The sequence below is a fragment of the Bacillus sp. FJAT-27445 genome (assembly GCF_001510665.1).
GTDB lineage: Bacteria > Bacillota > Bacilli > Bacillales > Cytobacillaceae > Bacillus_D.
This window is the reverse complement of record NZ_LMTI01000007.1, coordinates 55506-79356: the sequence shown is the minus strand read 5'-3', so window position 1 is coordinate 79356 and position 23851 is coordinate 55506. Positions and strand designations below refer to the sequence as shown.

Here is a 23851-nt window from a genome sequence, read left to right as displayed (position 1 = left end):
TATGTACTAATTCCGTGCCGAAAATTTAAACGTATATGTGGGATTTGATTGAAGGCGGCTGAATAACTAATTGCATGCAAAGCCGGAGAAGAAAAAACGGCCAAGCTCAAGCCAGGCCGTTTTCATCAAAAATATAATTTGTTATTCCTTCGCCTTCAAAACATCGTGGTCGACATAGCGTTCGCCATTAAGCTCGCTTATGATATTGATGGCAACCTTGGCGCCATCCCCGGCGGTGATGATTGTGTGGACGCTGACGCCCGCGCATGTTCCCGCAGCCCAAGCGCCTTCTACATTCGTCTTTCCATCAGCATCAGTATCAAGGACGGTTTTGATCCTTGGTTCCGTACCAGGTCTCGTTTTTACCCCTAGCTTTTCGGCAAGGTCAACGGAAATGCCCGTGGCAAAAATAACGTGCTTTGCTTCGACAGTACCTTTGTTATCGGTTTCAATTTTAAAACCGCTTTCAGTCTTTTCAACAAGGGTGGCGGCATCCTCTAGCACTTCCGCACCAAATTTTTTCGCCTGGGATTTTCCTGTTTCAATCAGGTCTGGACCGGAAATTTCCTGAACCCCATAATGGTTTTCAACCCAGGCACGCTTTGTCATCCCTTTATCACTGTCAATGACGACAGTCTTCTTGCCGGCTTTTGCGGCGAAAAGTGCTGCACTTGCTCCAGCTGGGCCTGCTCCAATAATTGCGATATCAAACATGTTATAGCCTCCTTAAGTATACCTTGAACTAAAGATATCTTAAAACAACGCTTTTCCCAAAGTCAACCAAGTAGACTTAAACGAAAACTTGTGCAGTTACATGTCCCATCCCTGAGGCGTTTATCCCTTCAAGCGAGTTTGTTATACTAAAAAGGAAATGATTGCGGACCAGGAACAGAGTCCTGTTCAATCCTATGATGATTTCCATCTTGTAAGGGGAGTTTTAGATGCAAAAAATTGAAAGTACTTCTTTTAATATAACGAAGCAAAACATCAGCGAACTTAAGCGGCTTTTTCCCGAAGCGGCCACGGAAGGGGAAATTGATTTTGAAAAATTGCGGGCATTGCTAGGCGAGGCGGTTGAAACGGGCAGGGAACGCTACGAGTTCAGCTGGAATGGAAAAGCGCAGGCATTGAAAATTGCCCAAACCCCTTCCACGGGGACGCTTCGTCCTGATATAGACTCAAGCAACAACTGGGATTCCACTGAAAATCTCTACATTGAAGGCGATAACCTGGAGGTCCTGAAGCTTTTGCAAAAAGCATATTTCAGCAGGGTGAAGATGATTTATATCGACCCTCCGTACAATACGGGAAGAGATTTTGTATACAAGGACAATTTTTTTGACAATCTGAAAAACTACAAGGAAATGACGGGGCAGGCAACGAAGGCGAATGCCGAAACGAGCGGGCGCTTCCATACCGATTGGCTGAACATGATGTATCCGCGGCTGAAGCTTGCCAGAAACTTGCTCTCAGACGACGGGGTAATTTTCATTTCCATTGATGATCATGAAGTGACCAACCTTCGCGCCATTTGCAACGAGATTTTTGGAGAAATCAATTTCGTCGCCCAGCTGCCGACCATCATGAACATGAAAGGAAATAATGACCAATACGGCTTCTCGGGAACGCATGAATATACACTTGTTTATTGCAAAAACATCTCCAATGAGGATTCGATTGGCGAGCTGCCACTGACGGAGGAAGATATCGGCGATTACAGCCTGAAGGACGAGAAGGGCAATTACAAGCAAGGCGCGACATTGATGCGGACAGGTGAGGCGGGCGCGCGCGAAAAACGCCCGAAAGGCTATTACCCGATTTATGTCACGAAGGACCTTTCGCGGATTTCAATCGAGAGGATGAATGCCGACGACTACGAGGTGTTTCCGAAAACAGCGGACGGCAAGGAGATGTCATGGCGGCGCTCGAAGGCAACGCTCGCAGAAACGTATGATGAGATCATTGTAAAAAAAACGGCGAACGGCATTTCTTTTTACAAAAAGCAGCGCCTCGAAGAAGACAAGGGCATTCGCGGCAAAAAACCGAAGTCGCTGTTCTACAAGCCTGAATACAGCTCGGGGAACGGGACGAACTTGCTGAAAAGCCTATTTAACGGGAAAGTGTTCGACAACCCGAAACCGCTCGAGCTCATTAAGGATTTCATTCTGATTGGTTCTAGAGAGGACGATTTGATCCTAGATTTCTTCTCGGGTTCGGCAACCACCGCCCATGCGGTCATGGATGTAAACAGGGAATTCGGCAGCAGGCGGAAGTTCATCATGGTCCAGCTTCCGGAACGGACAAGCCCTGATTCAGAAGCGGCGAGGGAAGGCTTCAAAACGATTTGTGAAATAGCGAAAGTGCGCATCCGCCGTGCTGGGGAAAAAATAAATACCGCAGGTGGACGGGAGGCGGATACCGGATTCAAAGTGTATAAGCTCGATAGCTCGAACATCAAGGCATGGGATCCGGATACGGACAATCTCGAAAAAAGCCTGTTCGACCTTGAAAACAGCATCAAAGAAGGCCGGACGAAGGAGGACCTTCTCGCCGAGATGCTCCTGAAGGTTGGAACCTCGCTGACAGAAATGGTCGAGGAAATCCAGTTTGCCGGAAGGTCAATTTATAAGGTTGCTGATGGGGCTGTCCTGCTTTGCTTAGAAGATGAAATCACCATGGACCTCGTTAATGAGCTGGCGAAGCATAAATCTGACCTTGCCGATACAAAGGTGATTTTCAAGGAATCTGGTTTCCCGGACGATACGGTCAAGACCAATGCCATCCAGACGCTAAAGAAAAACGGTATTCTCGATGTCAGGAGCGTGTAGGGAATGAAATTGAAATTTATTTCCGACCTTCCCTACCAGCGCCGGGCGATTGATTCCATTATTGGCATATTTAAAGGCCAGCCGATGAAGCAGTCGAACTTCACGGTTTCCTATGGGGAAGATGCGGGGATGCTTCAGACCGATCTGGGAGTGGGGAACAGGCTTGAATTGACCCAGGATCGAATTTTGAAAAATGTCCAGGAAATCCAGGTCGAAAACGGCCTTGCAAGGAGCGAAACGCTTGGTGGCATGAATTTTACCATCGAGATGGAGACAGGGACCGGAAAAACGTACGTGTATTTGAGGACGATCTATGAATTGAACCGGAAATACGGGTTTTCCAAGTTTGTCATAGTCGTTCCGTCTGTCGCCATCCGCGAAGGCGTCCATAAATCACTCGAGGTAACGAAACAGCATTTTGCCGAGCTTTATGACCGGACTCCGCTTGAGTATTTCGTTTATGATTCCGACAAGCTCGACAAGGTCCGAAATTTTGCGACCGCAACTGCTATCCAGGTGATGATCATCAATATCGATGCTTTCCGGAAAAGCTTTGATGACCCGGACAAAGAGGATAAATCGAACCTGATCCACCGCCCGAATGACCGGATGAATGGCTACCGTCCGATTGAGTTCATCCAGCAGACGAACCCGATCGCCATCATCGATGAGCCGCAAAGCGTTGATAGGACGCCAAAATCGAAGGAAGCCATCTCCTCGCTGCAGCCGCTTTGCACCCTTCGCTATTCGGCGACGCATGTGGAAACATACAATATGGTGTACAGGCTCGATGCGGTCGATGCGTATAATGAAAAACTCGTCAAGAAAATCGAAGTCATGTCGGTCCGTTCCGAACAAGACCATAATCAGCCATACATGAAGCTGATTGAAGTGAAGCCGGGCAAGGCGAAGCTTGAACTTGACGTGGAAAAACAAGGAAAGGTAAAGCGGACGGCTAAAATGGTGAAAAACGGCGATGAGCTGTTCGACGTTTCAGGCGGGAGGGAGCTGTACCGCAACGTGTTCGTTGAGCAAATCGACTGGACCGAAGGCAGTGAATCAATCGAGGTAAACGGAAACAGGCTTGCGATTGGGCAAGCGATCGGTTCGTTCGGAGAAGATAATTTGAAACAGTATCAAATTCGTAAAACAATCGAAGAGCACCTCGACAAGGAATTGCTGCTGAAGCCTAAAGGAATCAAAGTGCTGAGTTTGTTTTTCATAGACAAGGTCGCAAACTACCGTGATTACGATGGGAACGGGCGACCGGTTCCCGGTATATACGCGGAGATTTTTGAAGAAGAATACCGGAAGCTGATCCAAAAGCCGAAATACCGGGGACTTTTTGAAGACATCATTGAGGAAGCCGGACAGGTAGACAGGATTCACAACGGTTATTTTGCCCAGGATAAAAAAGGCGTGTTGAAGGATACGAAAGGAAACACAGCCGCTGATACGGATGTCTACTCACTGATCATGAAGGAGAAGGAACGGCTTCTAAGCCTTGATGAGCCGCTTAGGTTCATTTTTTCGCATTCGGCACTCCGGGAAGGCTGGGACAACCCGAATGTATTCCAGATTTGTACGCTTAAGGATTCAGCGGGCACGTATATAAGCAGGCGCCAGGAAATCGGCCGCGGCTTGAGGCTCGCCGTGAACCAGGACGGAGAGCGCGTCGATGATTACAATATTAATACGCTTACCGTTATGGCGAATGAATCATATGAAGAGTTTGTCGCAAACCTGCAGAAGGAAATGGAAGAGCAGACCGGGATTGTTTTTGGGAAAATTGAAAAGCATACGTTCGCGAAACTTGGTTATTTTAATCCGGAAAGCGATGAATTAAAACCGCTTGGATATGATAAATCGGCGGAGTTGTTCGCTTGGCTGAAGGCCTCCAGGTATGTAGACGGAAAAGACAAGGCAACAGGCTCAATGAAGGAAGCACTTGAAAAGGGCGGGCTCGTGCTCCCAGATGAATTTAGTCCATGGACATCAGCCATCATGAGGGAATTGAACCATATTGTGAACCGTCTGCCGATCAAAGATGCCTCGAAGAAACGAAAAGTAAAGCTGAACAAGGCTGTCCTCGATTCTGCCGAGTTCCTTGAGCTGTGGGATAAAATCAAGTACAAGACTGTTTACTCGGTTGAATTTGACAGCGGCGAGCTGATTGAAAAAGCGGTGGCCGGAATTTCCACGATGCCCAAAATTGACAGGGTGCGGATCATCTCAAGGAAGGACCGGATTTCAGGGATTGACCGTTTATCAGGCGTGGAAGGCTCGATGACAAGCGAACGTGTCGAGGACTACATTGCTCCGGGCCGTGTGCTTCCAGATATCATCACCGAGCTGCAGAACAGGACAAACTTGACAAGGAAAACGGTAGTGCGAATTTTGGCCGCTTGCGGAAGGCTTGACGATTTTAAAAACAATCCGCAAAAGTTCATTGAAGAAGCATCAAAAATCATCCAGCGGGAAATGAAGCTCCTGCTCGCGGATGGGGTCCGTTACCACAAGATTGGGGACAGTTCCTGCTATGCGGTCGAACTTTTCAAAAATGAAGAGCTGCTTGCCTATTTGAATGACAACGCATTGCCAAGCAGAAAGTCCCCGTTCGACTTTGTGCTGTACGATTCTTATACCATCGAGGCGAAGTTTGCCGAACGGTTTGAAAACGATCCCGATGTCAAAGTATACGTAAAGCTGCCTGGCTGGTTCAAAATTGAAACGCCAGTTGGCAATTACAACCCGGACTGGGCTGCGGTCATCACAAAAGGCGGTGAGGAAAAGCTGTACTTTGTCATCGAGACGAAAGGCACAAGCATTGAATCAGGCCTCCGTCCCGAAGAACTGGCGAAAATCAAATTTGCGAAAAAGCATTTTGAGGCAATTGATGCCGGAATCGCCTTTGCTGGACCGGAAAGCGATGTAAATGAATTTATGCTGAAAGTGAATGGATGAAGCAGCCCGGCGATGCCCGGGTTGTTTTTTTTCTGAGAGGAGGTTTTCGCAAGTTCGTGGACTCGATGGCCGATGGATGGAAAGGACAATGCGGTCGCTTGCAGATGCTACTGGAGGGCGGATTTTTACAAAAACGGTAAGCGACCCGCTTGGTATAGAGGCGGAAGCGGAGTATGCAATCCTTGGCGATGGAATTGAACCACTCTACGAAAATATCGATGCCATTTTCGGAATCACTGAAGGTGCAGTTTCATTGGAAGACGCACTTGCCAATGGGCCAAGAAATCTTGAAAGGACGCGCGAAAATGTGGCAAGGCCGTTTACGGTAAAAATCGGATTGCAGATTTTTTGAGAGTATCGGGACACAGGACTATCATTTCGCGGGTTTAGAGTCGCGAAATGACCAGATGGCTAAACTGAAACCGGCATTCCCTTAACCGTGTTTATAAAGACACATTTCATTAATCTTCCCCGCTCAAAATGCCTTCATAGGCATAGTTTAAAAAAGAAATCCAAATAAATAAATAAACATGACTGCCGCCCCGCCAATTCCCAGGCGGCAGTTCATTTTTGACGGCCAAACCCCCAAATGGTTAAACTAAACGGGAATGGTAAATTAAGCTAATTGGGGGAGAGAGAATGATAGAGATAAAACGGCTTACAGATTGTACATTCAACGAAGTGTTAACCGCTTGGAATACTGGGTTTGAGGAGTACTTCGTGGATTTGACGATGACCCATGAGGCCTTCCTGCAAAGATTTCCATTAGAGGATCTCTCGCCATCTATGAGCGTTGTCGCATTTGTGGACGGAGAGCCTGCAGGATTGATCGTGAATGGAATCCGCACCATCAAAGGGGTAAAAACAGCGTGGAACGGTGGCACAGCGGTTGCGGTGAAATACCGGAAGCAGGGCGTCGGGCGCGCGCTTATGGAAGAATCGCTCAATGTTTACAAGCAGGAAGGCGTCCAGCTGGCAATGCTAGAGGCAATAGAAGGAAACGACAAAGCAATTGCATTGTATGAAAGCCTTGGTTATAAAATTGTTGATCGCCTTGAATACCTCGAGTTAAAAGGAAAACTTGAAGATAATCCACTCAAGGCAGGAGAACGTTTTTCCATAAGGGATGCCCATCCGGTCCAGGTTGGCAACCTTCCATTTTACAAGGGTGGCAATCCATGGCAGACCCACTGGCAAAGCGCCAAGGTGGCCGAAGCAGCCATCCTGTCTGATGAAAATGGAAAAGATGCCGGCTATGCCTACTTCAAAAAAGGTTTTAATGAAGCTGGTGTACACACAGCAACTACAATTTATCAATGTGAAGCGGATGAAAGCCGGGAGGATGCAAAGGAAATAATGCAGGTACTTTTAAACTACCTTTTTGGGTCGTTTGACGATGACATCAGAAGGGTTGTCCTAAACCTGCCGAAAGAAAAAAGCAGCCTTGCCCATGGAGCCCTTAAGGAAATAGGATTCACGCCATTTGTTAATCAGGTCATGATGAACAAGGAAATGGAATAGAACAACATGGGGAGTGCCAAAATGGAATCTATAATCAGGAAATTGGAGGGGGATGATTTCCTGGACTTTGCCGGCATTGCCATACAGGCCTTTCCAGCAAATAAGGAAAATACCCCTGAATTTAAAGAAAAGCTTGCCAGTAATCTCCGCCGCGTTCATGAAGAATCAGGTACGATCGAGTTTTACGGCCTGTTCAGGTCCGGGAAGCTGATTGGCGGGATGAGGCTCCATTCATTTGAAATGAACCTTTTCGGAAAAATGGTCCCTGCCGGAGGGGTCGGCCTTGTCGCCGTCGACCTTTTACATAAAAAGGAGAAGGTAGCCAAGGAGCTCATTGAATATTTTATTCGGCATTTTAAGGAAAAAGGAGCATCAATTGCAATGCTCTATCCGTTCAGGCCTGATTTTTACAAAAAAATGGGCTTCGGTTATGGGACGAAGATGAACCAATACAGGATAAAGCCTGAAAGCTTTCCGCCTGGCGGAAGCAAGGAAGAGCTTGCGATGCTTGGGGTGGCCGATAAGGAAAAAATCAGGGAATGCTATAACCGTTACGCGAAAAAAACACACGGCATGATTCTTAAAACTGGGTTTGACACAGACGCTATTTTTAAAAACCCCGAAAACCGCATCGTTGGCGCTTTCAATGGCGAGGAACTGCAAGGCTATATGATTTATGGGTTTGACCAGTCCAATAAACAAAATTTCCTCCGAAACAATCTTGTTATCAGAGAGTTCATCAATGAAACGCCAGATGCGCTCGCGAGCCTTGTGAAATTCCTCCATACACAGTCTGACCAAATTGAGCGTGTTATCCTCAATACACAGGATGATGGCCTGGAGTACTTGCTAGGAGACGCAAGGAATGGCAGTGACCACCTGATTCCGAGTGTCTTTCACGAAACAAACACTTCAGGAGTCGGGCTGATGTACAGGATCATCGACCTTGATAAAATGATTGAAGACATTGGTGGCAGGAGATTCAACAACGTGACAGCGGCTTTTTCCATACTTGTCCATGACAGCTTTTTCTCTGATTGTCCTGCCAGAGTTCAACTGAAATTGGAGGATGGGAAGCTTTCAGAGGGTGTAGGCGAGCATCCTGATTTTGAAATCGAGCTGGATGTATCAGACTATTCGTCTTTGATGATGGGTTCCGTCGACGCAGGAAAACTGTACAGGTATGGAAAGCTGAAAATCAGTAATTCAAATTACTTGCGTGTTGTAGAGAAGGCTTTTAAGGCGGAAACGAAACCTGTCTGCACGACTCCTTTCTAATGGGGAACAAGTTATTTAAGGTGCAAGCAGCCTAAATGAATGGGGCTGCCAGGCGGAAAATGAAAACGGAGATAGAAAAAGAAACGCCAAATTAACGGCGTTTCTTTTTATCTAACCAGAATGAAGCAATGGATACGTCCCCTGCTTCACCGGGCTAGTTGGCAGCATACTTTGTTTTTGCCATTCCTTTTGGCTTGATAGAGGGCGATGTCGGCTTCGTGAATCAGATCTTTAGGGGTAAATTGGCCATCCGGTACGATTGTGGCGTAGCCGGCACTAATCGTAACGTAATTGCTAATTTCCGAAGATGGATGTGGAATTTCCTTTTCACGCACTGATTTTCGAATGGTTTCTGCTATGACCATTGCCCCTGCCTTATCTGTTTCGGGAAGGAGGATGATGAATTCTTCACCTCCATACCTTGCAGCAATGTCCCTTGGGCGTTTGACGGCGTCTCGAATGATTGATGCTACTTGTTTTAAACAATCATCCCCTGCGAGATGGCCAAACGTATCGTTGAATAGCTTGAAACAATCGATATCGAGCATGATTGCAGAGAGAGGCGTTACATTCGTTTTATTCCGCTCCCACTCTTTATCCAGTACTTCCTCTAAATAACGCCTGTTTGGAATGCCGGTCAAGCCATCAAGGGAGGAAAGCAGCTTCAGGAAATCATTTGCATTTTCAAGGCTTTCTTCTTTTTCCTTCCGCTTGGTCGCATCCCTCGAAATAGCAAGAATGGAGTCAATTTCTCCTCTTTCATTCATTAAGACCTTTGCAACGGTGTCAATCCATCTATATGAGCCATCCTTCAACTGATGGCGGTAGAGGAGGGAAAAGTGGTCCTTCGCCCCTGATAGATTCTCAAGCCTGGCATGTTCCAGTTCGGGGACATCATCTTCATGGATTAACTTAAAAGCATTCTTGCCGATTAATTCCTCCTGTTCATAGCCGAGGATATCCTTGCAAGCGGAGGAGATGTAATCATAGCACCCATCCGAATCGATAAAAGCGATGACGTCCTTAGAATTTTCAGTAATAAATCTGTACCGTTCAGTCGCTTTTCTCAGGTCTTTCTCAAGCCGCCTGCGTTCTGTGACATCCCGGAATATCGCCTGGATGGAAGGCAGGCCTTCGTATTCAATCGCTTTATGGGTAAGTTCAATCGTTAATTTCTGGCCGCTGGGAATGATGATTTTAAAAGGGCGGGCTTCCTCTTCACCCATTTCGTTTTGCAGCTCATCCAGCCTTTCCTTTGTCCGTTGGTGGTATTCCGGGCTGATAAAATCAAAAATTGATTTATTGTACAGCTCCTTCATCGTCATCCCAACCATTTTGCAGGCTTTTTCATTCGCAAAAATAATCAGGCCGTCCCGGTGGACAATGATTGGCTCAGGAGAGTAGGCAACTAAATCCCTGTACCGTTTCTGGCTTTCCTTCAAATCTTTTTCAAGAAGTTTTTCTTTTGTAATATCCTCTACATGGGCAATCGCATACATTGGCTCGCCATCTTCTCCAAGCACAAAGGAAGCCGAAAGTTTTCCGATGAACATTTCGCCATTTTTTCTCCGGTATCTTTTTTCCTTGGAATATGATCCTTTTTTTTCAACAGCAAGCTTATACAGCTCCCTGTCTTTCTCGCGGTCCTCGGGAAATGTAAGGTCAATGAATGAGAGTGTCTTTAGCTCGTCCATTGAATATCCAAGCATTTCAAGAAATTTTGTATTGGCATCAAGCAGTTGGCCGTCCCTATTCGCAACCATTATCCCCAAGGCGGAGTGGCTGAATATTGTTTCAAGCTTTTTGTTTTTTTCAAAAAGCTCTTCCCTGAACTGTTTTGCTTCCTGCCTTGCCTTATTCAATTGATTCTGGCTGATTAGAAAATAGGCTATCGCGGCAAGAGAAACAGCCACCAAAATTAAATCCCAATTTTTAATATGTATGTATAACACTGCTGGAATTGTTAACATTGCGAAAAAAAGTGCCCTATAATTCACTAAGCATCACCCATATTAATTATACAGCATAAAGATTGGTTGCGTTGCCTATTTTTACAATTAACTTGAAAAAAGAGGAAGGATCCCGAATTGAAAAACCCATAGATTATGCCGCCACATCCCTCTTTGAGAATATCCAAAAAGCAAGAAGATGAAAGAACGAAAAATATAGAAATAACATGATGATTGAAAAACCAAGGGTCATTCCGGGAACCGGTGGCGTCCCGTTTATGTAGACAGTCAGGTCCGTATTTGCAAAGAGAAAATACTTTGTCCATTGAAACCTTCCCGCCAAAAGCATTGTCAAGGTCCCTCCTGTCAAAAGCAGAAACAGAGAGATTCCAATCGCGAGAGAGCTATTTCGGAAGACAGCTGAAATCATGAATGCCATGGTTGCCACCATCAATATATCAATTGAGCTAAGCAAATATTCGGCGATAAGCTGCAAAGCGATGTTCCGTTCCCCGACGATCCCATCCGCATAAACCAGATAAGGTGCGGGGTTGTCAGGTAGACCGAAGAGAAGAAGCCCAACCAGAAGGGAAAAGACAAATAATACGGCTAACAGCCCGGTACCAAACAGGAGCACAGCCAAATACTTTGACAAAAGAATTTTCCATCTCCCAATCGGCCTGATTAAAAGAAGCTTGACCGTTCCCCACGAAAATTCGGAAGCGACAATCCCGGCTGCAATGACAATCGCAAATAAACCTACAAAGCTGATAAAGTTTTTCGAATCATTCACAAATGACCAGACATGCATGCCAACCGGCGGTGCCATATCATGCTTGATCCGGTATTCTTTAATAGCTATTTCCCGTTTGTAAAACATGCCGAGATTCCCGTTGTTTTTCCCGAAGTTTTCAAGGGAGGTACGGTCATTTACAAGCTGCCTCTCAAGCTCTGCCTTCCAATGGGGATTTTCCTTGGGAGGGTTGTCGTATTCCTCGTATTTCGAAAGGCCCGCCATCCCCATCACCAAAATAACAATAAGGCCAATCATGACATATGTTCCGGCCCTGCTGAAGATCTTCACTAATTCATTGAGTACAAGATTTTTCATCCTTCCTCCTCCTAATTCGCGGTGATTTCCAAGAAGCGGTCTTCCAATGTTTTCAATTCTGCCTTAACACTGAATACAGCAACATCCGCCTCAATTAATTTTTTTACAATAAACGGGATATCGTCCCGCTTAACATCTACTGTAAAGCCGCCCGTTGTAAAAACTGCATTCCATTCCGTTTGGAGCCAGCTCTGGAAAGCGCCAAGCGGCCCTGTTTCAAATGAATACCTTGGCACGCTTTCGGTACAAACGCATTGACATCCTGCACTTCAACAAGTTCACCGTCCTGAATGATGGCAATCCTGTCGCACATTAGTTCCATTTCCGACAAGAGATGGCTGGAGACAATGACAGACATATCCTTTTCTCGAGTGAGCATCCTCAAGTGGTCCCTAATCTCCCGGATACCGGCAGGGTCAAGGCCGTTTGTAGGTTCATCAAGGATGAGAAGCTTTGGGTCATGAAGAAGGCATTGCGCAAGTCCCAGGCGCTGCCTCATTCCAAGTGAATAGGTTTTTACTTTGTCATGGATCCGGTCGGCTAGCCCGACAAGGTTGACTACTTCAGCAAGTTTGCTTTTGGCGATTCCTCCGTGCATCCTACTATATTGTAGGAGGTTTTGGTAGCCAGAGAGAAACTTGTACATCTCTGGATTCTCGACAATCGCCCCTACATTGCCAATTGCCTCCTCGAAGTTTTCTCTAATGCTTGTCCCGCAAATAACGATATCCCCTTCGGTAATGTCCATTAGCCCGACAATCATCCGGATGGTCGTTGTCTTACCTGCGCCGTTTGGACCAAGGAAACCGAATACTTCTCCTTTGCGTACCGAAAAGCTAAGGTTGTTTATAATTGTTTTCTTCCTAATAGTCTTTTTAACATTCATTAATTCCAGTACGGTTTCCAAGGAAATGACCTCCAGTTGTGTTACTCTATTAAAATCTTTTTTCTAAATTAATAGTACACTATCTAAGGTTGGTATAACATCCAGTATAGGAGTAAAATGGAAGAAGTTATGCAATTTTTTCTGGGAGAGATATAGATGGCTTATATATACAAAAGCGATTATCGGGAGGCCCCCGTTTTGAGGAAAAGCTTGTGCGCCCTTGCCGAAACTGTATTTGGAATCAATTTTGAGGGCTGGTACAAAAAGGGATTTTGGACAGAAAAGTATAGGCCGTTTTCCTTTTGTGATGGCGGAACGATCATAGCCAATGTGTCCGTAAGTAAAATTGGATTGGTGATGAATGGGGAGTTAAAGGACGGGCTACAGATAGGGACGGTTATGGTCCATCCTGATTACCGGGGCAAGGGGCTTGCACGGAAACTAATGGAACGGGTGTTGAAGGAATACGAAGGACAATACGACGTAATGTATTTATTCGCCAATCAAGAAGTTCTTGATTTTTACCCTAAATTTGGTTTTGCCCCTGTCGCCGAATATGTTAATTCCCTCCCTTACTCTGGAAAGGCAAACAACCACAACGATGTCCTGCAACTTAATATGGAGAACCGTAAAGACAGGGAATTCCTCCTCAATTTTGCAAAACAGAGAATCCAGGTGTCGAGCTTATTCGCTACTGAAGGTACGGAAGAATTGCTTATGTTCTATTGTATGAATGTATTTTCGGATTCCATTTATTATCTTGAGGATGAGGAGTGCATCGCCATCTATCAAGAATCAGATGGAGAATTGCAGCTATTTGACCTGATTAGCAGGACCAAAGCCAATCTGCCATCAGTTCTGGATAAGATAGCAGGGGAAGAGACAGTCAGGATTGTTTTTCATTTCACTCCTGATTCTTATGGGCTGCCTATGGTAGAAACTCCATTCCTCGGCAGTGAAACAATGTTTGTTAGGAAATCAGAAAGGGTCAATCTGCCTCCAAAGTTCAAGCATCCAATTACTTCCCAAGCTTAAAAGTAAGGCTTTTCGGTGGCCCTTGGCGAGGTAAGGTGTTTTACTCACTAGGAGGGTATACAATTTAACAAACTTAAAAGAGGGGGAACCAATATGAGACTAATGCCATTGGAAAAAAGGGGAATAACCAGCAGCCGGCTTGTTTTAGGCTGTATGGGTTTTGGCGGTGAATGGAACAATAGCCAAATAAACGAAAGGGATATTATGGAAGTTGAGCGGGGATTGGAAACCGCTCTGGAATCGGGAATAACTATGTTTGATCATGCGGATATTTACAAGAGGGGAAAGGCGGAAACCGTTTTTGGGCTTTGCCTTGGGAAGCAGCCCGGCCTAAGAGAAAAAATCATGATTCAGAGTAAATGCGGAATCCGTCCCAAAGACGGAAGCAATCCCGGCCGATACGATTTTTCCAAAAACCACATTCTTCATTCGGTTGATGGGATTCTCGAAAGGCTTGGTACTGATTATTTGGATATTCTTCTACTCCACCGTCCCGACCCGCTAATGGAACCTGAAGAAGTAGCGGAAGCGTTTACCACTTTGATGAAATCAGGAAAGGTAAGGAATTTTGGCGTTTCGAACATGAATACTGCCCAGATAAAACTTCTTCAATCCTATGTTGACAGCCCGCTCGTTGTAAACCAGATGGAAATGAGCCTCAAAAAACTCGATTGGCTCAATCAAGGAGTCCATGTCAATCAGCCGGCAGGGGTTGAAACAAACTTCGCAGACGGACTACTTGAGTATTGTATGTTGGAAATGATACAACTTCAGGCATGGGCTCCTCTCGCAAAAGGCGTCTATTCAGGCAAAGAAAATTACACAACCGCTTCCGAAAAAGAAACTGCGGAACTCGTTGCCAGGCTGGCCGAGGAAAAAGGCACTACACAGGAAGCCATCGTCCTTGGCTGGCTTATGAGGCACCCCGCATCCATACAACCCGTCATTGGAACAACAAACCCACAGCGTATCCTAAATTGCCAGGATTCACACCGCCAGGCAAAGCTCATGACTAGGGAAGAATGGTACAGCCTATATATCGCTTCTAGAGGAAACCCACTTCCTTGATTATAAAATTTTTAGGTGCCAGGCATCCGGTTGGAACGTTTTTTGTCCCATCCAGGTGCCTGGCACCATTAATGTTTCCTTTAATCAAGGTCTGGCTGAAAACCGATGAGATGGGCTTTTTTGTCGACTCCGACATGCGTTTCTTCCGGAAAAGTAATAACTGAGCTAATGTATTCCCAACGGATGAGAAGGTGGGTTACACAGGTTTCTTCAATTTGTTCTTCCTTTGGTATTGCCGTTCCTTCGTCGTCCTTTACCATTGTTCGCTTGTAGCAGGGGTTTTCAACCCATATCCCGAAGTTTTCGCTTTTCACCAGTTTGGCCAAGTACCACTCCCCGGGTTCGTAAATACCTGTCACATCCCCTGCCATCTCCTCAGGAAAGTTGCGGAATTTAATTTGTACTTTTTGATTCTCAAAGTCTTCGAGATACATTGCCATCTCTCCTCCCATTATTTTTCCCTCCCTGTACTTCTTCCTTTTGAACAAAAGATTAAACTTGATATATTATGAAATCCCGGGAAATGGCGCACTTACGTGAATAAAGCCGAAAAATATATATAATTTTTAGCGGGGGAAATCTTTTCTTTATGAAAAATGTATAAAACCTATATGGATTCTTCATTTCAACTGTATTGTCACAAGATTGACCAATTTGTAATTGTTATATTATAATAGAAAAATAAATTCAGAAAATTTATAATAATCTTGAATACACATACATTTATAATAATCTATTTACATAGTGAATAACGTTTTGATGAGAGGGGAAGGAACATGATTGTTTTCGAAAACGTTAATAAGTATTTCGGTGATTTCCACGTCCTGAAAGATATCAATCTTAAGATTAATCAGGGAGAGGTTGTAGTAGTCATAGGGCCATCAGGATCGGGAAAAAGCACAATGCTCCGCTGCATCAACAGGCTCGAGGAAATAACTACAGGTCGATTGACCGTCAACAATGTAAGCGTTGCCAATAAGAAAACCGACATCAATAAACTGCGCAGGGAAATAGGAATGGTCTTTCAGCATTTTCACTTATATCCGCACAAGACCGTCCTTGAGAATATTACACTCGCCCCGATGAAAGTTCTTGGAAAGTCTGAAAAGGAGGCTAGGGAGACCGCGCTCAAATACCTTGAAAAAGTAGGCATTCCGGAAAAGGCGAATTCCTATCCGTCCCAGTTGTCTGGAGGCCAGCAGCAGCGGGTCGCCATTGCCCGCGGCCTTGCGATGAAGCCGGAAATCATGCTGTTTGACGAACCAACGTCCGCGCTTGACCCTGAAATGATTGGTGAGGTGCTGGATGTTATGAAAGCTCTCGCAAAAGAAGGGATGACCATGGTTGTCGTCACCCATGAAATGGGCTTTGCGAGAGAAGTGGCAGACAGGATTGTTTTTATGGATGAAGGCAGGATCCTTGAAGAGGCAACACCGGCTGAGTTTTATGAGAACCCCCGGGAAGAAAGGGCTAAGTCATTCCTCAGCCGTATATTAAACCATTAAAATTCAGGAGGGAAATGAAGATGAAAAGGATGTTTAAACTAACAATCATGTCAATTATCGCAGTGTTGATGCTTGCGGCCTGCGGAGGAAATGAGGAAAAAACAGGCGGCAAAAACAGCAAGGACAAAAGTGTCATGGCACAGATAGAAAAACGGGATAAAATCATTTTCGGAGTTAAGCACGATACGAGGCTTTTTGGCCTGAAGAACCCAAGCACCGGAAAAGTGGAAGGGTTCGACATTGATTTGGCTAAGGCGCTCGCGCAAGAAATCCTTGGCGATGAGACCAAAGTGGAATTCAAGGAAGTTACCTCAAAGACACGGATTCCAATGCTTAACAATGGTGATATCGATGCTGTAATCGCAACAATGACTATTTCTGAGGAGCGTAAAAAAGAAGTTGATTTTACCGATGTTTACTTTTTGGCTGGCCAATCCCTGCTTGTCAAAAAAGGCAGCAATATCAAAGGCCTGGATGATTTGAAAAAGGGCACCAAAGTAATAGCCGTTAAAGGCTCCACTTCAGCGGTTAATATTAGTGAAAAAGCTCCGGAAACCCAGGTGCTTGAATTTGAAAACTATGCGGAAGCATTTACTGCCTTGAAGTCCGGCAAAGGCGACGCCCTGACTACCGATGACTCCATCCTTTATGGAATGGCCGACGAAGATCCTTCCTTTGAGCTTGTAGGTGGTACATTCACGGATGAGCCATACGGAATTGCTGTGAAAAAAGGCAATAAGGACCTTGTCGACAAGCTGAATGAAGCGCTTAATGCTGTTAAGGATTCAGGGAAATATGATGAAATCAAAAGCAACTGGATTAAAGAGCATTAAAAGAAGAAAAATCGGGATGGGCCTTCCTGGCTCATCCTAATTGCTTGGTAAGGAAAAAACTTTGCCTTATGGCAAATGCAAGAGAGGTGTGCCTGGTGGATTTTTCGATTTTAACAAACAACATTGATTTATATCTCGATGGTTTTAAGGTTACAATTATTGCAAGTTTCATTGCACTTATTTCCAGCTTTTTGCTCGGTACCCTGATTGCAATCTTCAGAATTGCCCCTATTAAGCCATTAAACTGGATTGGTACGGCGTATGTTGAATTTATTAGGAATATACCTGTCCTGGTCATCGCATTCTTTTTCTTCTTTGGGATGTCTTCCGTCGGGGTGGATTTCGATGGGATGACTGCGGGAACAATCGCATTGGCCGTCTACACGGCAGCTTTCATCGCTGAGGCAATACGGGCTGGTATACTGGCGGTACCGAAAGGGCAGATGGAAGCAGCCCGTTCTTCAGGCTTAACGTATAACCAAGCCATGCTCCTGATCATCCTGCCCCAGGCTATCAAAATCGTCATCCCGCCGCTCGGCAACCAATTTATCAATCTCGTAAAAAACTCCTCGATCCTTGGTGTCATAGCCGGAATGGATTTAATGTACAAAGCGGATATCATTTCTTCGAGGACCTTTGTCACCTTTGATACCTATATTTTTGTAGCAGTGTTTTACTTGGTGTTAACAATTCCGCTCAGCCTTGGCGTTGGCTATTTGGAGCGGAGAATGGCTAAGAGCAATTAAGGGGGTGCCCAAATGGATTTCATTGGAGCTTATTCGTTTGACCATTTAAAGTTTCTTTTACAGGGATTCGGGGTAACCCTTTTGGTCGCTTCGATTGCCATAGTTTTAAGCTTTATTATTGGCGGGGCAATCGGGACGGCGCGGTATGCAAAAATCCCAGTCGTTTCGCAGGTTCTGGCGGTTGGAGTGGAAACAATCCGTAACTTGCCTCTGCTGCTTATCATTTTCTTTACGTATTTCGCTCTCCCGGAGGTGGGCCTCAAACTTCCGGTGACAACAGCAGCGATTGCCGCGTTGACAATATTCGAATCTGCGATGCTGTCGGAAATTATCCGCAGCGGTTTGAATTCAATTGAAAGAGGGCAAATTGAGGCGGCGCGTTCTTCAGGTCTTGGATATGTCCAGACCATCCGCTACATTGTCATGCCTCAGGCCTTGAGGAGGATGGTTCCGCCGATTGTCAGCCAATTTATCTCTCTTTTAAAAGACACCTCACTGGCAGTGGTCATTTCACTTCCTGAACTGACCCATAATGCACAAATCATTTATGGCCAGAAGGATGGATATGTCATCCCGATGCTTGTTATCCTTGCGTTTATGTATTTCACGGTGAATTATTTGCTATCAATACTTGCGGGTAAGCTAGAATTAAAAAAAGCCTGACTCTAAAAGTGAGTCAGGCTTTTTGCCTGTTTTTAAGGATGAAAGCGTGCTTCGGCTAATGTAAAATGGGCATTTTATTCCTGCTGCCTGTGGCCTCCGAATCCTCCAGGATATCCCCCATAGCCGTGGTGATGCCCGTGGTGATGTCCGTGATGTCCATGATGGTGGTCATGCCCATAATGGTGTCCCGGATATCCTCCGTATCCTGGGTGACCGCCGTACCCTCCATATCCATGATATCCAGGATAACCACCGTACCCTCCATATCCATGATACCCAGGATAACCGCCATACCCTCCATAACCATGATGTCCAGGATAACCGCCATATCCTCCATAACCAGGGAATCCCCCATACCCTCCCCCGCCATGGGGAGCTCCAAACATTTGCCTGTTTTCCATACAATTTCCTCCTTTATTTTCATCCAAGATAGTTTATGATTTTGGGGATTTATTTGTGATAGGAGCCTGTAGGCTGACTATAAGAGAGCGCTTGAGAAAGGGTGGGAAATTAACAAAAAAATTCATGGCCAATGGGATGCTGCACTATTAGTTCGTTTTATTTAGAATCTTAATTAGCCCATTAAAAGTGAAATAACCCTATTAAGGAACCTTTTGGATAAAATGCGAGGGTTGACGCAATGGTCATTTCCGATTCCCTTGCTGTATTCAAGGAGATAGGCTTCGAGGGATTATGATATGAAAAGCATCAGGGATTTTTTGTGGACTTAGAATGAATTGCGCCAAACATCCATAACATTTCCTTACAAGGACAATAAGTTTATCACCGTATTTGTCTAAAACAATAAATCACGAAAGAGAGCCCGCCTTGAAGGAAGGTGAACAAAGTTAAAGATGCAAATACACGCCTCCGGCTATGTTGAAGGAACTCAATACCTGTTAAATTTCACTGAGGTTAAAACTTTCCAAAAGGTGGAGAAGCTTGCAGCAATGTAAAAAAAGAGCTTGAAGGGGCCATAAAGAATGCGCAAAAAAGTTCAAATCCGATATTTTTGGTTTTGGGGAGGAGCGATAAAGGAAACATCCTCATGATTTTAAAAGAGTGGAGAAGAATTGGGATGAAGTGTTTAGCCAAGGGGATATTGATGTGGAGGTCCGTTTCAATCTAAAAAGATCCGGAATTAGGAATAAAAGCTATCTTGAATACCGTAATTAGTGTGAAAGGGATTGCCTGGCTCTTAAGCCAGGCAGATGCTTCTATGATTTCGGTGTTACTTTTCTTCCCGCTGTTCCTCTTGTGGTTTAACGGGATCGCGTTGAGGTTCAATGTCTTTTCCTGATTGATTTTTTGTTCCTGTTCCAACGAATTGCTTTTGTCTATTTCTTTATCCCAATCCATCATAATCCCTTCATATCGTTGACTTCTTGGAAAAATGTTCAGGTATACAGCAATAATATTGTTGAACTAATTAAAACCCTTAATTGTATTTTCTTTCACTTGAAGAATCATTTTTTGTGTGGTGTTTCGCCTTCTCTTCCTGTTGTTCCATCTTTAAATCCTCCAGTGGAATCGGATCCATATTCATCTCGCTCTCGAATTTGTCAAAGAGGCTCTCCTTGTCTGTCGGATACTGTTCGGGGTTGTCACGGTTGCCCTGCTGAAGGGAAGCATGTTTCTTTTTATCCTTGCGTTCCATCGATTATCACCTCTTTTCTTGGTATACCCTTTTTCAGGACCTGCTAAAACAGCACAGTAAGCGAACATTCCGATAACTATTTTTAAAAATACAGCTATATTTTTAACTTTTCACACATATACCTTTTTACGGATTTCGTTTAAAAAAGGAATAAATGGGTAAATAAACGTTATTGTATATTCTTATAATTTAACCGGACAGGTGATGTTTGTGACAAAAGGCCCTTTATTGATTATTGGCGGCGCGGAAGAAAAATACAGCGGCGTCACCATCCTAAAAAAATTCGTTGAACTCTCGCTCCAGAATGAAGGCAGAATCGGGATTTTGACCACCGCAACGAAAATTCCTGTCGAAGTAGGCAATGAATATAAAGAAGTATTTAAAAATCTGGGGGAAAAAGACCCTATAACCATAGATGTCGATTCCCGGGAAAAGGCCGGGGACCCGCAAATCCTAAACGATGTCGAAGGCCTTTCCGCTCTGTACATAACAGGCGGGGATCAAAGCCGATTAACACAAATGATAACGGGCACAAAGCTGCACAAATTACTTTTTGATAAATGGGAACAAGGGATGGTTTTGGGGGGCACAAGCGCAGGCGCTTCCATTATGGGTAAGCATATGATTGTAAATGCCTTGACCAAGGATTCCGACGAAATCCTTCAAGTTGAAATGGATAAAGGATTTGGGTTTATGTCAAATATGTTAATTGATCAGCATTTTTCGCAGCGTTCCCGCTTTGACAGGCTTTTAGGTGCAATCGCGGGGAACCCTGATTTAATGGGAATTGGCATAGATGAGAATACCGCGATCTTTGTACAAGGAAATCAATTTGAAGTAATTGGCGAACATCAGGTACTGATCCTCGATGGAAAGGAAAATAGTTTTGTCGAGGTTACGAAAAACGAGGAAGGGAGCGAGGAATTAACGCTCTCGAACTTCAAGCTTCATACATTGACACACGGCTACACATTTGATTTTAAAAACAGAAAACTATTAATTAAAGGGGAGTAAACCATGAAGTTGAACCGCGTGCGGTACTTAAAGGGGCCAAACTACTTTAGTTACAAACCAACAATGTGGATCGAGCTGGATCTTGAAGAATTGGAATTCAGCCCTTCCAACGAGCTCCCTGGTTTTTCTGAAGCATTATTGGAAACCATACCGAGCTTGAAGGATCATACTTGTTCACTTGGCTATCCTGGCGGTTTCGTTGAAAGGCTAAAGGAAGGGACATGGATGGGCCATATCCTTGAACATATGGCACTTGAGCTTCAATATCTCGCTGGAATAAAGGTCAGAAGAGGAAAAACACTGACAAGCAACAAAAAGGGGATATATTTTGTTACGTATGACTATCGCGAACCTAAATCTGGCTTATACGCTTTCGAAGCCGCAAAGGAAATAGTTGAAAGGATTCTTTCAGGCGAGAAAGCAGTGGATTCCAAGCCTTATATAGATAAAATTGAAAACCTTTATTATGAACATAAACTTGGCCCGAGCACGGAAGCTATATACAATGCCGCTTTTGAAAAAAGAATCCCTGTTGAACGGGTAGGACATGACAGCCTTGTAAGGCTAGGTACAGGTTCAAAGCAAAAGTATGTGCAGGCAACAATCACAAGCCAAACCTCCTACATGGCAGTGGAAAACGCCTGCGACAAGCAGGTAACGAAAACGATCCTCGCCGGAGCCGGAGTGCCTGTACCGGAAGGTGAGACAGCTGCATCAGCAGAGGAAGTTTTTGAAGCTGCGGAACGAATAGGCTTTCCTCTTGTAATCAAGCCGTTGAATGGAAACCAGGGACGGGGAGTCTATACCAATATTAAAAACAGAGAAGAGCTATTCAACATTCTCCATTACATGGACAACCCTGAAAGCAGCTTTATCGTTGAAAGATATTATGAGGGGCATGATTATAGGCTTCTTATTGTAGATGGCGGTTTAATCGCAGCGAGCATGAGGATTGCCCCTTTTGTAATTGGAAATGGAAAAGATTCCATCAGGACATTGATTGAGGAAGAAAACAAAAATCCGCTAAGGGGAGATGGACATGAAAAACCAATGTCCAAAATTCCATTGAATCCGATTGTTTCCTGCTACCTTGAAAAATCCGGGTTGACTCTCGATTCAATTCCGGAACCTGGACGGATTGTCCAGGTAGTGGGCAATGCCAATCTTTCCACGGGAGGACAGGCTATTGATGTTACGGATGAGGTGCATCCAATAGTAAGGGAGATGGCCATAACAGCAGCAAAGGCAATTGGTTTGGATATTGCGGGTGTCGATTTTATTTGCAAGGATATCTCAGCAGAACTTAATAGGAAAACTGCTGCGATAATTGAAGTGAATGCGGCGCCTGGAATCAGAATGCACCATTATCCTGCAAAAGGGAAGCAGCGCGATGTCGGAAAGGCGATTGTCGATTATCTCTTTAAAACGAGCGAAGAAGCATCCATTCCAATCATTTCTGTGACTGGGACGAACGGTAAAACGACTACAACCAGGATGATCAAGTATTTCCTTGAGAGGGATGGATATACAGTTGGGATGACGAATTCCGATGGTGTCTATATTGGCGATAAGACAATTGATGAAGGGGATTGCAGCGGTCCAATCAGTGCTAGGAAAATCCTTTCAAACCCAGAAGTGGATGCCGCAGTGCTTGAAACTGCAAGGGGAGGAATCCTTCGTGAGGGACTTGCCTTTAGGCAATGCGATGTGGGAATTGTCACGAATGTATCCGAGGACCATCTGGGCCTTGATGGTATCGATGAATTCAGCCAGCTTGTAAAATTAAAAAGGCTGATTCCTGAGGTGGTAAAGGAAAATGGGTACTGTATCCTGAATGCTGATGATCCAGAAGTCGTCCAAATGGCTGGACATACTAGGGGCAATGTTGTTTTTACAAGCCTTTTTTACACAAACCATCATATCCAGGAAGCAGCGGAAAAGGGTTGGACAGTATGGTATTTAGATGAAGATAATTGGATTCACTGCATCGAAAGCGGGATTGGAAATAGGCTCCTCCCTGCGAAAGATATCCCTGTTACAATTGAAGGAAAGGCAAGGCATAATATTTCAAATCTGCTTCAGGCACTTGCTGCGGCCCATGTACAAGGTGTTCCTTTTGAAGTTTTAAAGGAAAAGGCCTTGACCTTCAAGCCTAATAGTGAGCAATCAAAGGGTAGGTTTAATACATTCGAACTGGAAGGCAGGAAAATCATCGTTGATTATGCCCATAATATTGCCGGTATGAATGCATTTTTTGATACTGTCCGCCATTTTAAGACTGGAAAGACCATTAGCGTCATTTCCGCTCCAGGAGACAGGCAGGATCACGAAATCCGTGAAATGGCTAAAATTTCCGTCAGGAATGCGGACCGGTTAATTATTCGGGAAGACGAAGACCTGAGGGGGAGGGCGCCATATGAAACAGCGACGATCATGCAGGCGGCAGCCATTAAAGAAAAAGGTAACAGCGGAAAGCGGATTTCCATCGTTCCAGAGGAGCTCAAAGCATACCAGGAAGCGTGGAATCGGTCGGCTGAAGGAGATACCTTGATTTTCTTATATGAAAAATACTCAGTTGTGAACGAGTTCTTTTCATTCGTTAGTGCCCAGGGAAATGTCCTGGCAAGGAAAATTATCTAAAGGAAAAAGGGGCAGCAGGTATAACATGGCGCCCCTTTTTTGCAGTACTGGAAGACTCCTTAATAAGGAGAGAGCTAGACGTTTTACATTTTTTTCGACAAATGTTTCGCAATGGCCATACTTACAGGCTATAATTAGGTAATGCGCAATCTG

Annotated in this window: 21 protein-coding genes and 1 pseudogene; 14 read left to right on the top strand and 8 right to left on the bottom strand. The window is 44.7% G+C overall.

Features of this window, described 5'->3' with window-relative positions; all coding sequences use genetic code 11:
• Positions 1 to 141: 141 nt before the first annotated feature.
• Positions 142 to 714, bottom strand: coding sequence for an FAD-dependent oxidoreductase (locus AR337_RS19820; protein ID WP_059173780.1), 573 nt, complete (start codon positions 712 to 714; stop codon positions 142 to 144).
• Positions 715 to 941: 227 nt separating this feature from the next.
• On the opposite strand from AR337_RS19820, the gene AR337_RS19815 reads away from it, so the two are divergent.
• The 5 genes from AR337_RS19815 to eis all read left to right on the top strand — a co-directional run bounded on the left by AR337_RS19815 (position 942) and on the right by eis (position 8591).
• Positions 942 to 2828, top strand: coding sequence for a site-specific DNA-methyltransferase (locus AR337_RS19815; protein WP_059173779.1), 1887 nt, complete (start codon positions 942 to 944; stop codon positions 2826 to 2828).
• A 3-nt stretch (positions 2829 to 2831) separates the two neighbouring features.
• Positions 2832 to 5792, top strand: coding sequence for a type III restriction-modification system endonuclease (locus AR337_RS19810; protein ID WP_059173778.1), 2961 nt, complete (start codon positions 2832 to 2834; stop codon positions 5790 to 5792).
• A gap of 76 nt (positions 5793 to 5868) precedes the next feature.
• Positions 5869 to 6144 (top strand): hypothetical protein, encoded by a 276-nt coding sequence (locus AR337_RS19805; RefSeq protein ID WP_059173777.1) that lies wholly within the window; start codon positions 5869 to 5871, stop codon positions 6142 to 6144.
• Between the two features lie 287 nt (positions 6145 to 6431).
• The gene (locus AR337_RS19800) at positions 6432 to 7313 is read left to right on the top strand and encodes a GNAT family N-acetyltransferase (protein ID WP_059173776.1); all 882 of its coding nucleotides are present in this window, start codon (positions 6432 to 6434) and stop codon (positions 7311 to 7313) included.
• A gap of 21 nt (positions 7314 to 7334) precedes the next feature.
• Positions 7335 to 8591, top strand: a complete 1257-nt coding sequence (eis, locus tag AR337_RS19795) for an enhanced intracellular survival protein Eis (protein WP_059173775.1) — start codon at positions 7335 to 7337, stop codon at positions 8589 to 8591.
• A 146-nt stretch (positions 8592 to 8737) separates the two neighbouring features.
• Here eis and AR337_RS19790 read toward each other — a convergent pair whose 3' ends face one another.
• The 3 genes and pseudogenes from AR337_RS19790 to AR337_RS19780 all read right to left on the bottom strand — a co-directional run bounded on the left by AR337_RS19790 (position 8738) and on the right by AR337_RS19780 (position 12537).
• On the bottom strand, positions 8738 to 10588 hold the full coding sequence (locus AR337_RS19790) for a GGDEF domain-containing protein (RefSeq protein ID WP_059173774.1): 1851 nt from the start codon (positions 10586 to 10588) through the stop codon (positions 8738 to 8740).
• 106 nt (positions 10589 to 10694) lie between these two features.
• Positions 10695 to 11651: an ABC transporter permease gene (locus AR337_RS19785; RefSeq protein WP_059173773.1), complete on the bottom strand. Its 957-nt coding sequence runs from the start codon at positions 11649 to 11651 to the stop codon at positions 10695 to 10697.
• 11 nt (positions 11652 to 11662) lie between these two features.
• Positions 11663 to 12537 (bottom strand): annotated as a pseudogene (locus AR337_RS19780) (ABC transporter ATP-binding protein).
• 198 nt (positions 12538 to 12735) lie between these two features.
• On the opposite strand from AR337_RS19780, the gene AR337_RS19775 reads away from it, so the two are divergent.
• Positions 12736 to 13572: a GNAT family N-acetyltransferase gene (locus AR337_RS19775; RefSeq protein ID WP_172797576.1), complete on the top strand. Its 837-nt coding sequence runs from the start codon at positions 12736 to 12738 to the stop codon at positions 13570 to 13572.
• A 93-nt stretch (positions 13573 to 13665) separates the two neighbouring features.
• The gene (locus AR337_RS19770; protein WP_059173771.1) at positions 13666 to 14640 is read left to right on the top strand and encodes an aldo/keto reductase family oxidoreductase; all 975 of its coding nucleotides are present in this window, start codon (positions 13666 to 13668) and stop codon (positions 14638 to 14640) included.
• Between the two features lie 80 nt (positions 14641 to 14720).
• Here AR337_RS19770 and AR337_RS19765 read toward each other — a convergent pair whose 3' ends face one another.
• Complete coding sequence (locus AR337_RS19765) at positions 14721 to 15092, bottom strand: hypothetical protein (RefSeq protein ID WP_253701999.1); 372 nt, start codon at positions 15090 to 15092, stop codon at positions 14721 to 14723.
• Between the two features lie 324 nt (positions 15093 to 15416).
• Here AR337_RS19765 and AR337_RS19760 point away from each other — a divergent pair, with 324 nt between their 5' ends.
• The 4 genes from AR337_RS19760 to AR337_RS19745 all read left to right on the top strand — a co-directional run bounded on the left by AR337_RS19760 (position 15417) and on the right by AR337_RS19745 (position 18387).
• Positions 15417 to 16145: an amino acid ABC transporter ATP-binding protein gene (locus tag AR337_RS19760; protein WP_059173770.1), complete on the top strand. Its 729-nt coding sequence runs from the start codon at positions 15417 to 15419 to the stop codon at positions 16143 to 16145.
• A gap of 20 nt (positions 16146 to 16165) precedes the next feature.
• Positions 16166 to 16978 (top strand): transporter substrate-binding domain-containing protein, encoded by an 813-nt coding sequence (locus AR337_RS19755; protein WP_059173769.1) that lies wholly within the window; start codon positions 16166 to 16168, stop codon positions 16976 to 16978.
• Between the two features lie 92 nt (positions 16979 to 17070).
• Positions 17071 to 17724, top strand: a complete 654-nt coding sequence (locus tag AR337_RS19750; RefSeq protein WP_059173932.1) for an amino acid ABC transporter permease — start codon at positions 17071 to 17073, stop codon at positions 17722 to 17724.
• Positions 17725 to 17736: 12 nt separating this feature from the next.
• A complete protein-coding gene (locus AR337_RS19745) occupies positions 17737 to 18387 on the top strand; it encodes an amino acid ABC transporter permease (RefSeq protein WP_059173768.1) in 651 nt (216 codons plus the stop codon).
• A 55-nt stretch (positions 18388 to 18442) separates the two neighbouring features.
• On the opposite strand, the gene AR337_RS19740 is transcribed toward AR337_RS19745, so the two are convergent.
• Entirely contained in the window at positions 18443 to 18742 is a 300-nt protein-coding gene (locus tag AR337_RS19740; RefSeq protein WP_156424479.1) for a hypothetical protein, read from the bottom strand.
• A 707-nt stretch (positions 18743 to 19449) separates the two neighbouring features.
• On the opposite strand from AR337_RS19740, the gene AR337_RS24115 reads away from it, so the two are divergent.
• On the top strand, positions 19450 to 19563 hold the full coding sequence (locus tag AR337_RS24115; protein ID WP_367576270.1) for a hypothetical protein: 114 nt from the start codon (positions 19450 to 19452) through the stop codon (positions 19561 to 19563).
• Here AR337_RS24115 and AR337_RS23880 read toward each other — a convergent pair.
• Both AR337_RS23880 and AR337_RS19730 read right to left on the bottom strand, forming a co-directional pair.
• Positions 19513 to 19746 carry a hypothetical protein gene (locus tag AR337_RS23880; RefSeq protein ID WP_059173766.1) on the bottom strand — a complete coding sequence of 78 codons (234 nt, stop codon included), beginning with the start codon at positions 19744 to 19746 and terminating at the stop codon, positions 19513 to 19515. The genes AR337_RS24115 and AR337_RS23880 overlap by 51 nt on opposite strands.
• A gap of 79 nt (positions 19747 to 19825) precedes the next feature.
• Complete coding sequence (locus AR337_RS19730) at positions 19826 to 20044, bottom strand: hypothetical protein (protein WP_059173765.1); 219 nt, start codon at positions 20042 to 20044, stop codon at positions 19826 to 19828.
• Between the two features lie 210 nt (positions 20045 to 20254).
• Between AR337_RS19730 and AR337_RS19725 the strand changes: the two genes are divergently transcribed.
• Positions 20255 to 21058, top strand: coding sequence for a cyanophycinase (locus AR337_RS19725; RefSeq protein WP_253701996.1), 804 nt, complete (start codon positions 20255 to 20257; stop codon positions 21056 to 21058).
• A gap of 3 nt (positions 21059 to 21061) precedes the next feature.
• Positions 21062 to 23698 carry a cyanophycin synthetase gene (cphA, locus tag AR337_RS19720; protein ID WP_059173763.1) on the top strand — a complete coding sequence of 879 codons (2637 nt, stop codon included), beginning with the start codon at positions 21062 to 21064 and terminating at the stop codon, positions 23696 to 23698.
• Positions 23699 to 23851: the final 153 nt, after the last annotated feature.

Coding starts and splice junctions, on each gene's coding strand:
- cphA (WP_059173763.1), top strand. CDS start 21,062: ATGAAGTTGAACCGCGTGCGGTACTTAAAGGGGCCAAACTACTTTAGT.
- AR337_RS23880 (WP_059173766.1), bottom strand. CDS start 19,746: ATGGATTGGGATAAAGAAATAGACAAAAGCAATTCGTTGGAACAGGAA.
- AR337_RS19740 (WP_156424479.1), bottom strand. CDS start 18,742: ATGGGGGATTCCCTGGTTATGGAGGATATGGCGGTTATCCTGGACATC.
- AR337_RS19745 (WP_059173768.1), top strand. CDS start 17,737: ATGGATTTCATTGGAGCTTATTCGTTTGACCATTTAAAGTTTCTTTTA.
- AR337_RS19815 (WP_059173779.1), top strand. CDS start 942: ATGCAAAAAATTGAAAGTACTTCTTTTAATATAACGAAGCAAAACATC.
- AR337_RS19805 (WP_059173777.1), top strand. CDS start 5,869: ATGGAAAGGACAATGCGGTCGCTTGCAGATGCTACTGGAGGGCGGATT.
- AR337_RS19765 (WP_253701999.1), bottom strand. CDS start 15,092: ATGGGAGGAGAGATGGCAATGTATCTCGAAGACTTTGAGAATCAAAAA.
- AR337_RS19820 (WP_059173780.1), bottom strand. CDS start 714: ATGTTTGATATCGCAATTATTGGAGCAGGCCCAGCTGGAGCAAGTGCA.
- AR337_RS19785 (WP_059173773.1), bottom strand. CDS start 11,651: ATGAAAAATCTTGTACTCAATGAATTAGTGAAGATCTTCAGCAGGGCC.
- AR337_RS19730 (WP_059173765.1), bottom strand. CDS start 20,044: ATGGAACGCAAGGATAAAAAGAAACATGCTTCCCTTCAGCAGGGCAAC.
- AR337_RS19755 (WP_059173769.1), top strand. CDS start 16,166: ATGAAAAGGATGTTTAAACTAACAATCATGTCAATTATCGCAGTGTTG.
- AR337_RS19760 (WP_059173770.1), top strand. CDS start 15,417: ATGATTGTTTTCGAAAACGTTAATAAGTATTTCGGTGATTTCCACGTC.
- AR337_RS19810 (WP_059173778.1), top strand. CDS start 2,832: ATGAAATTGAAATTTATTTCCGACCTTCCCTACCAGCGCCGGGCGATT.
- AR337_RS19770 (WP_059173771.1), top strand. CDS start 13,666: ATGAGACTAATGCCATTGGAAAAAAGGGGAATAACCAGCAGCCGGCTT.
- eis (WP_059173775.1), top strand. CDS start 7,335: ATGGAATCTATAATCAGGAAATTGGAGGGGGATGATTTCCTGGACTTT.
- AR337_RS19800 (WP_059173776.1), top strand. CDS start 6,432: ATGATAGAGATAAAACGGCTTACAGATTGTACATTCAACGAAGTGTTA.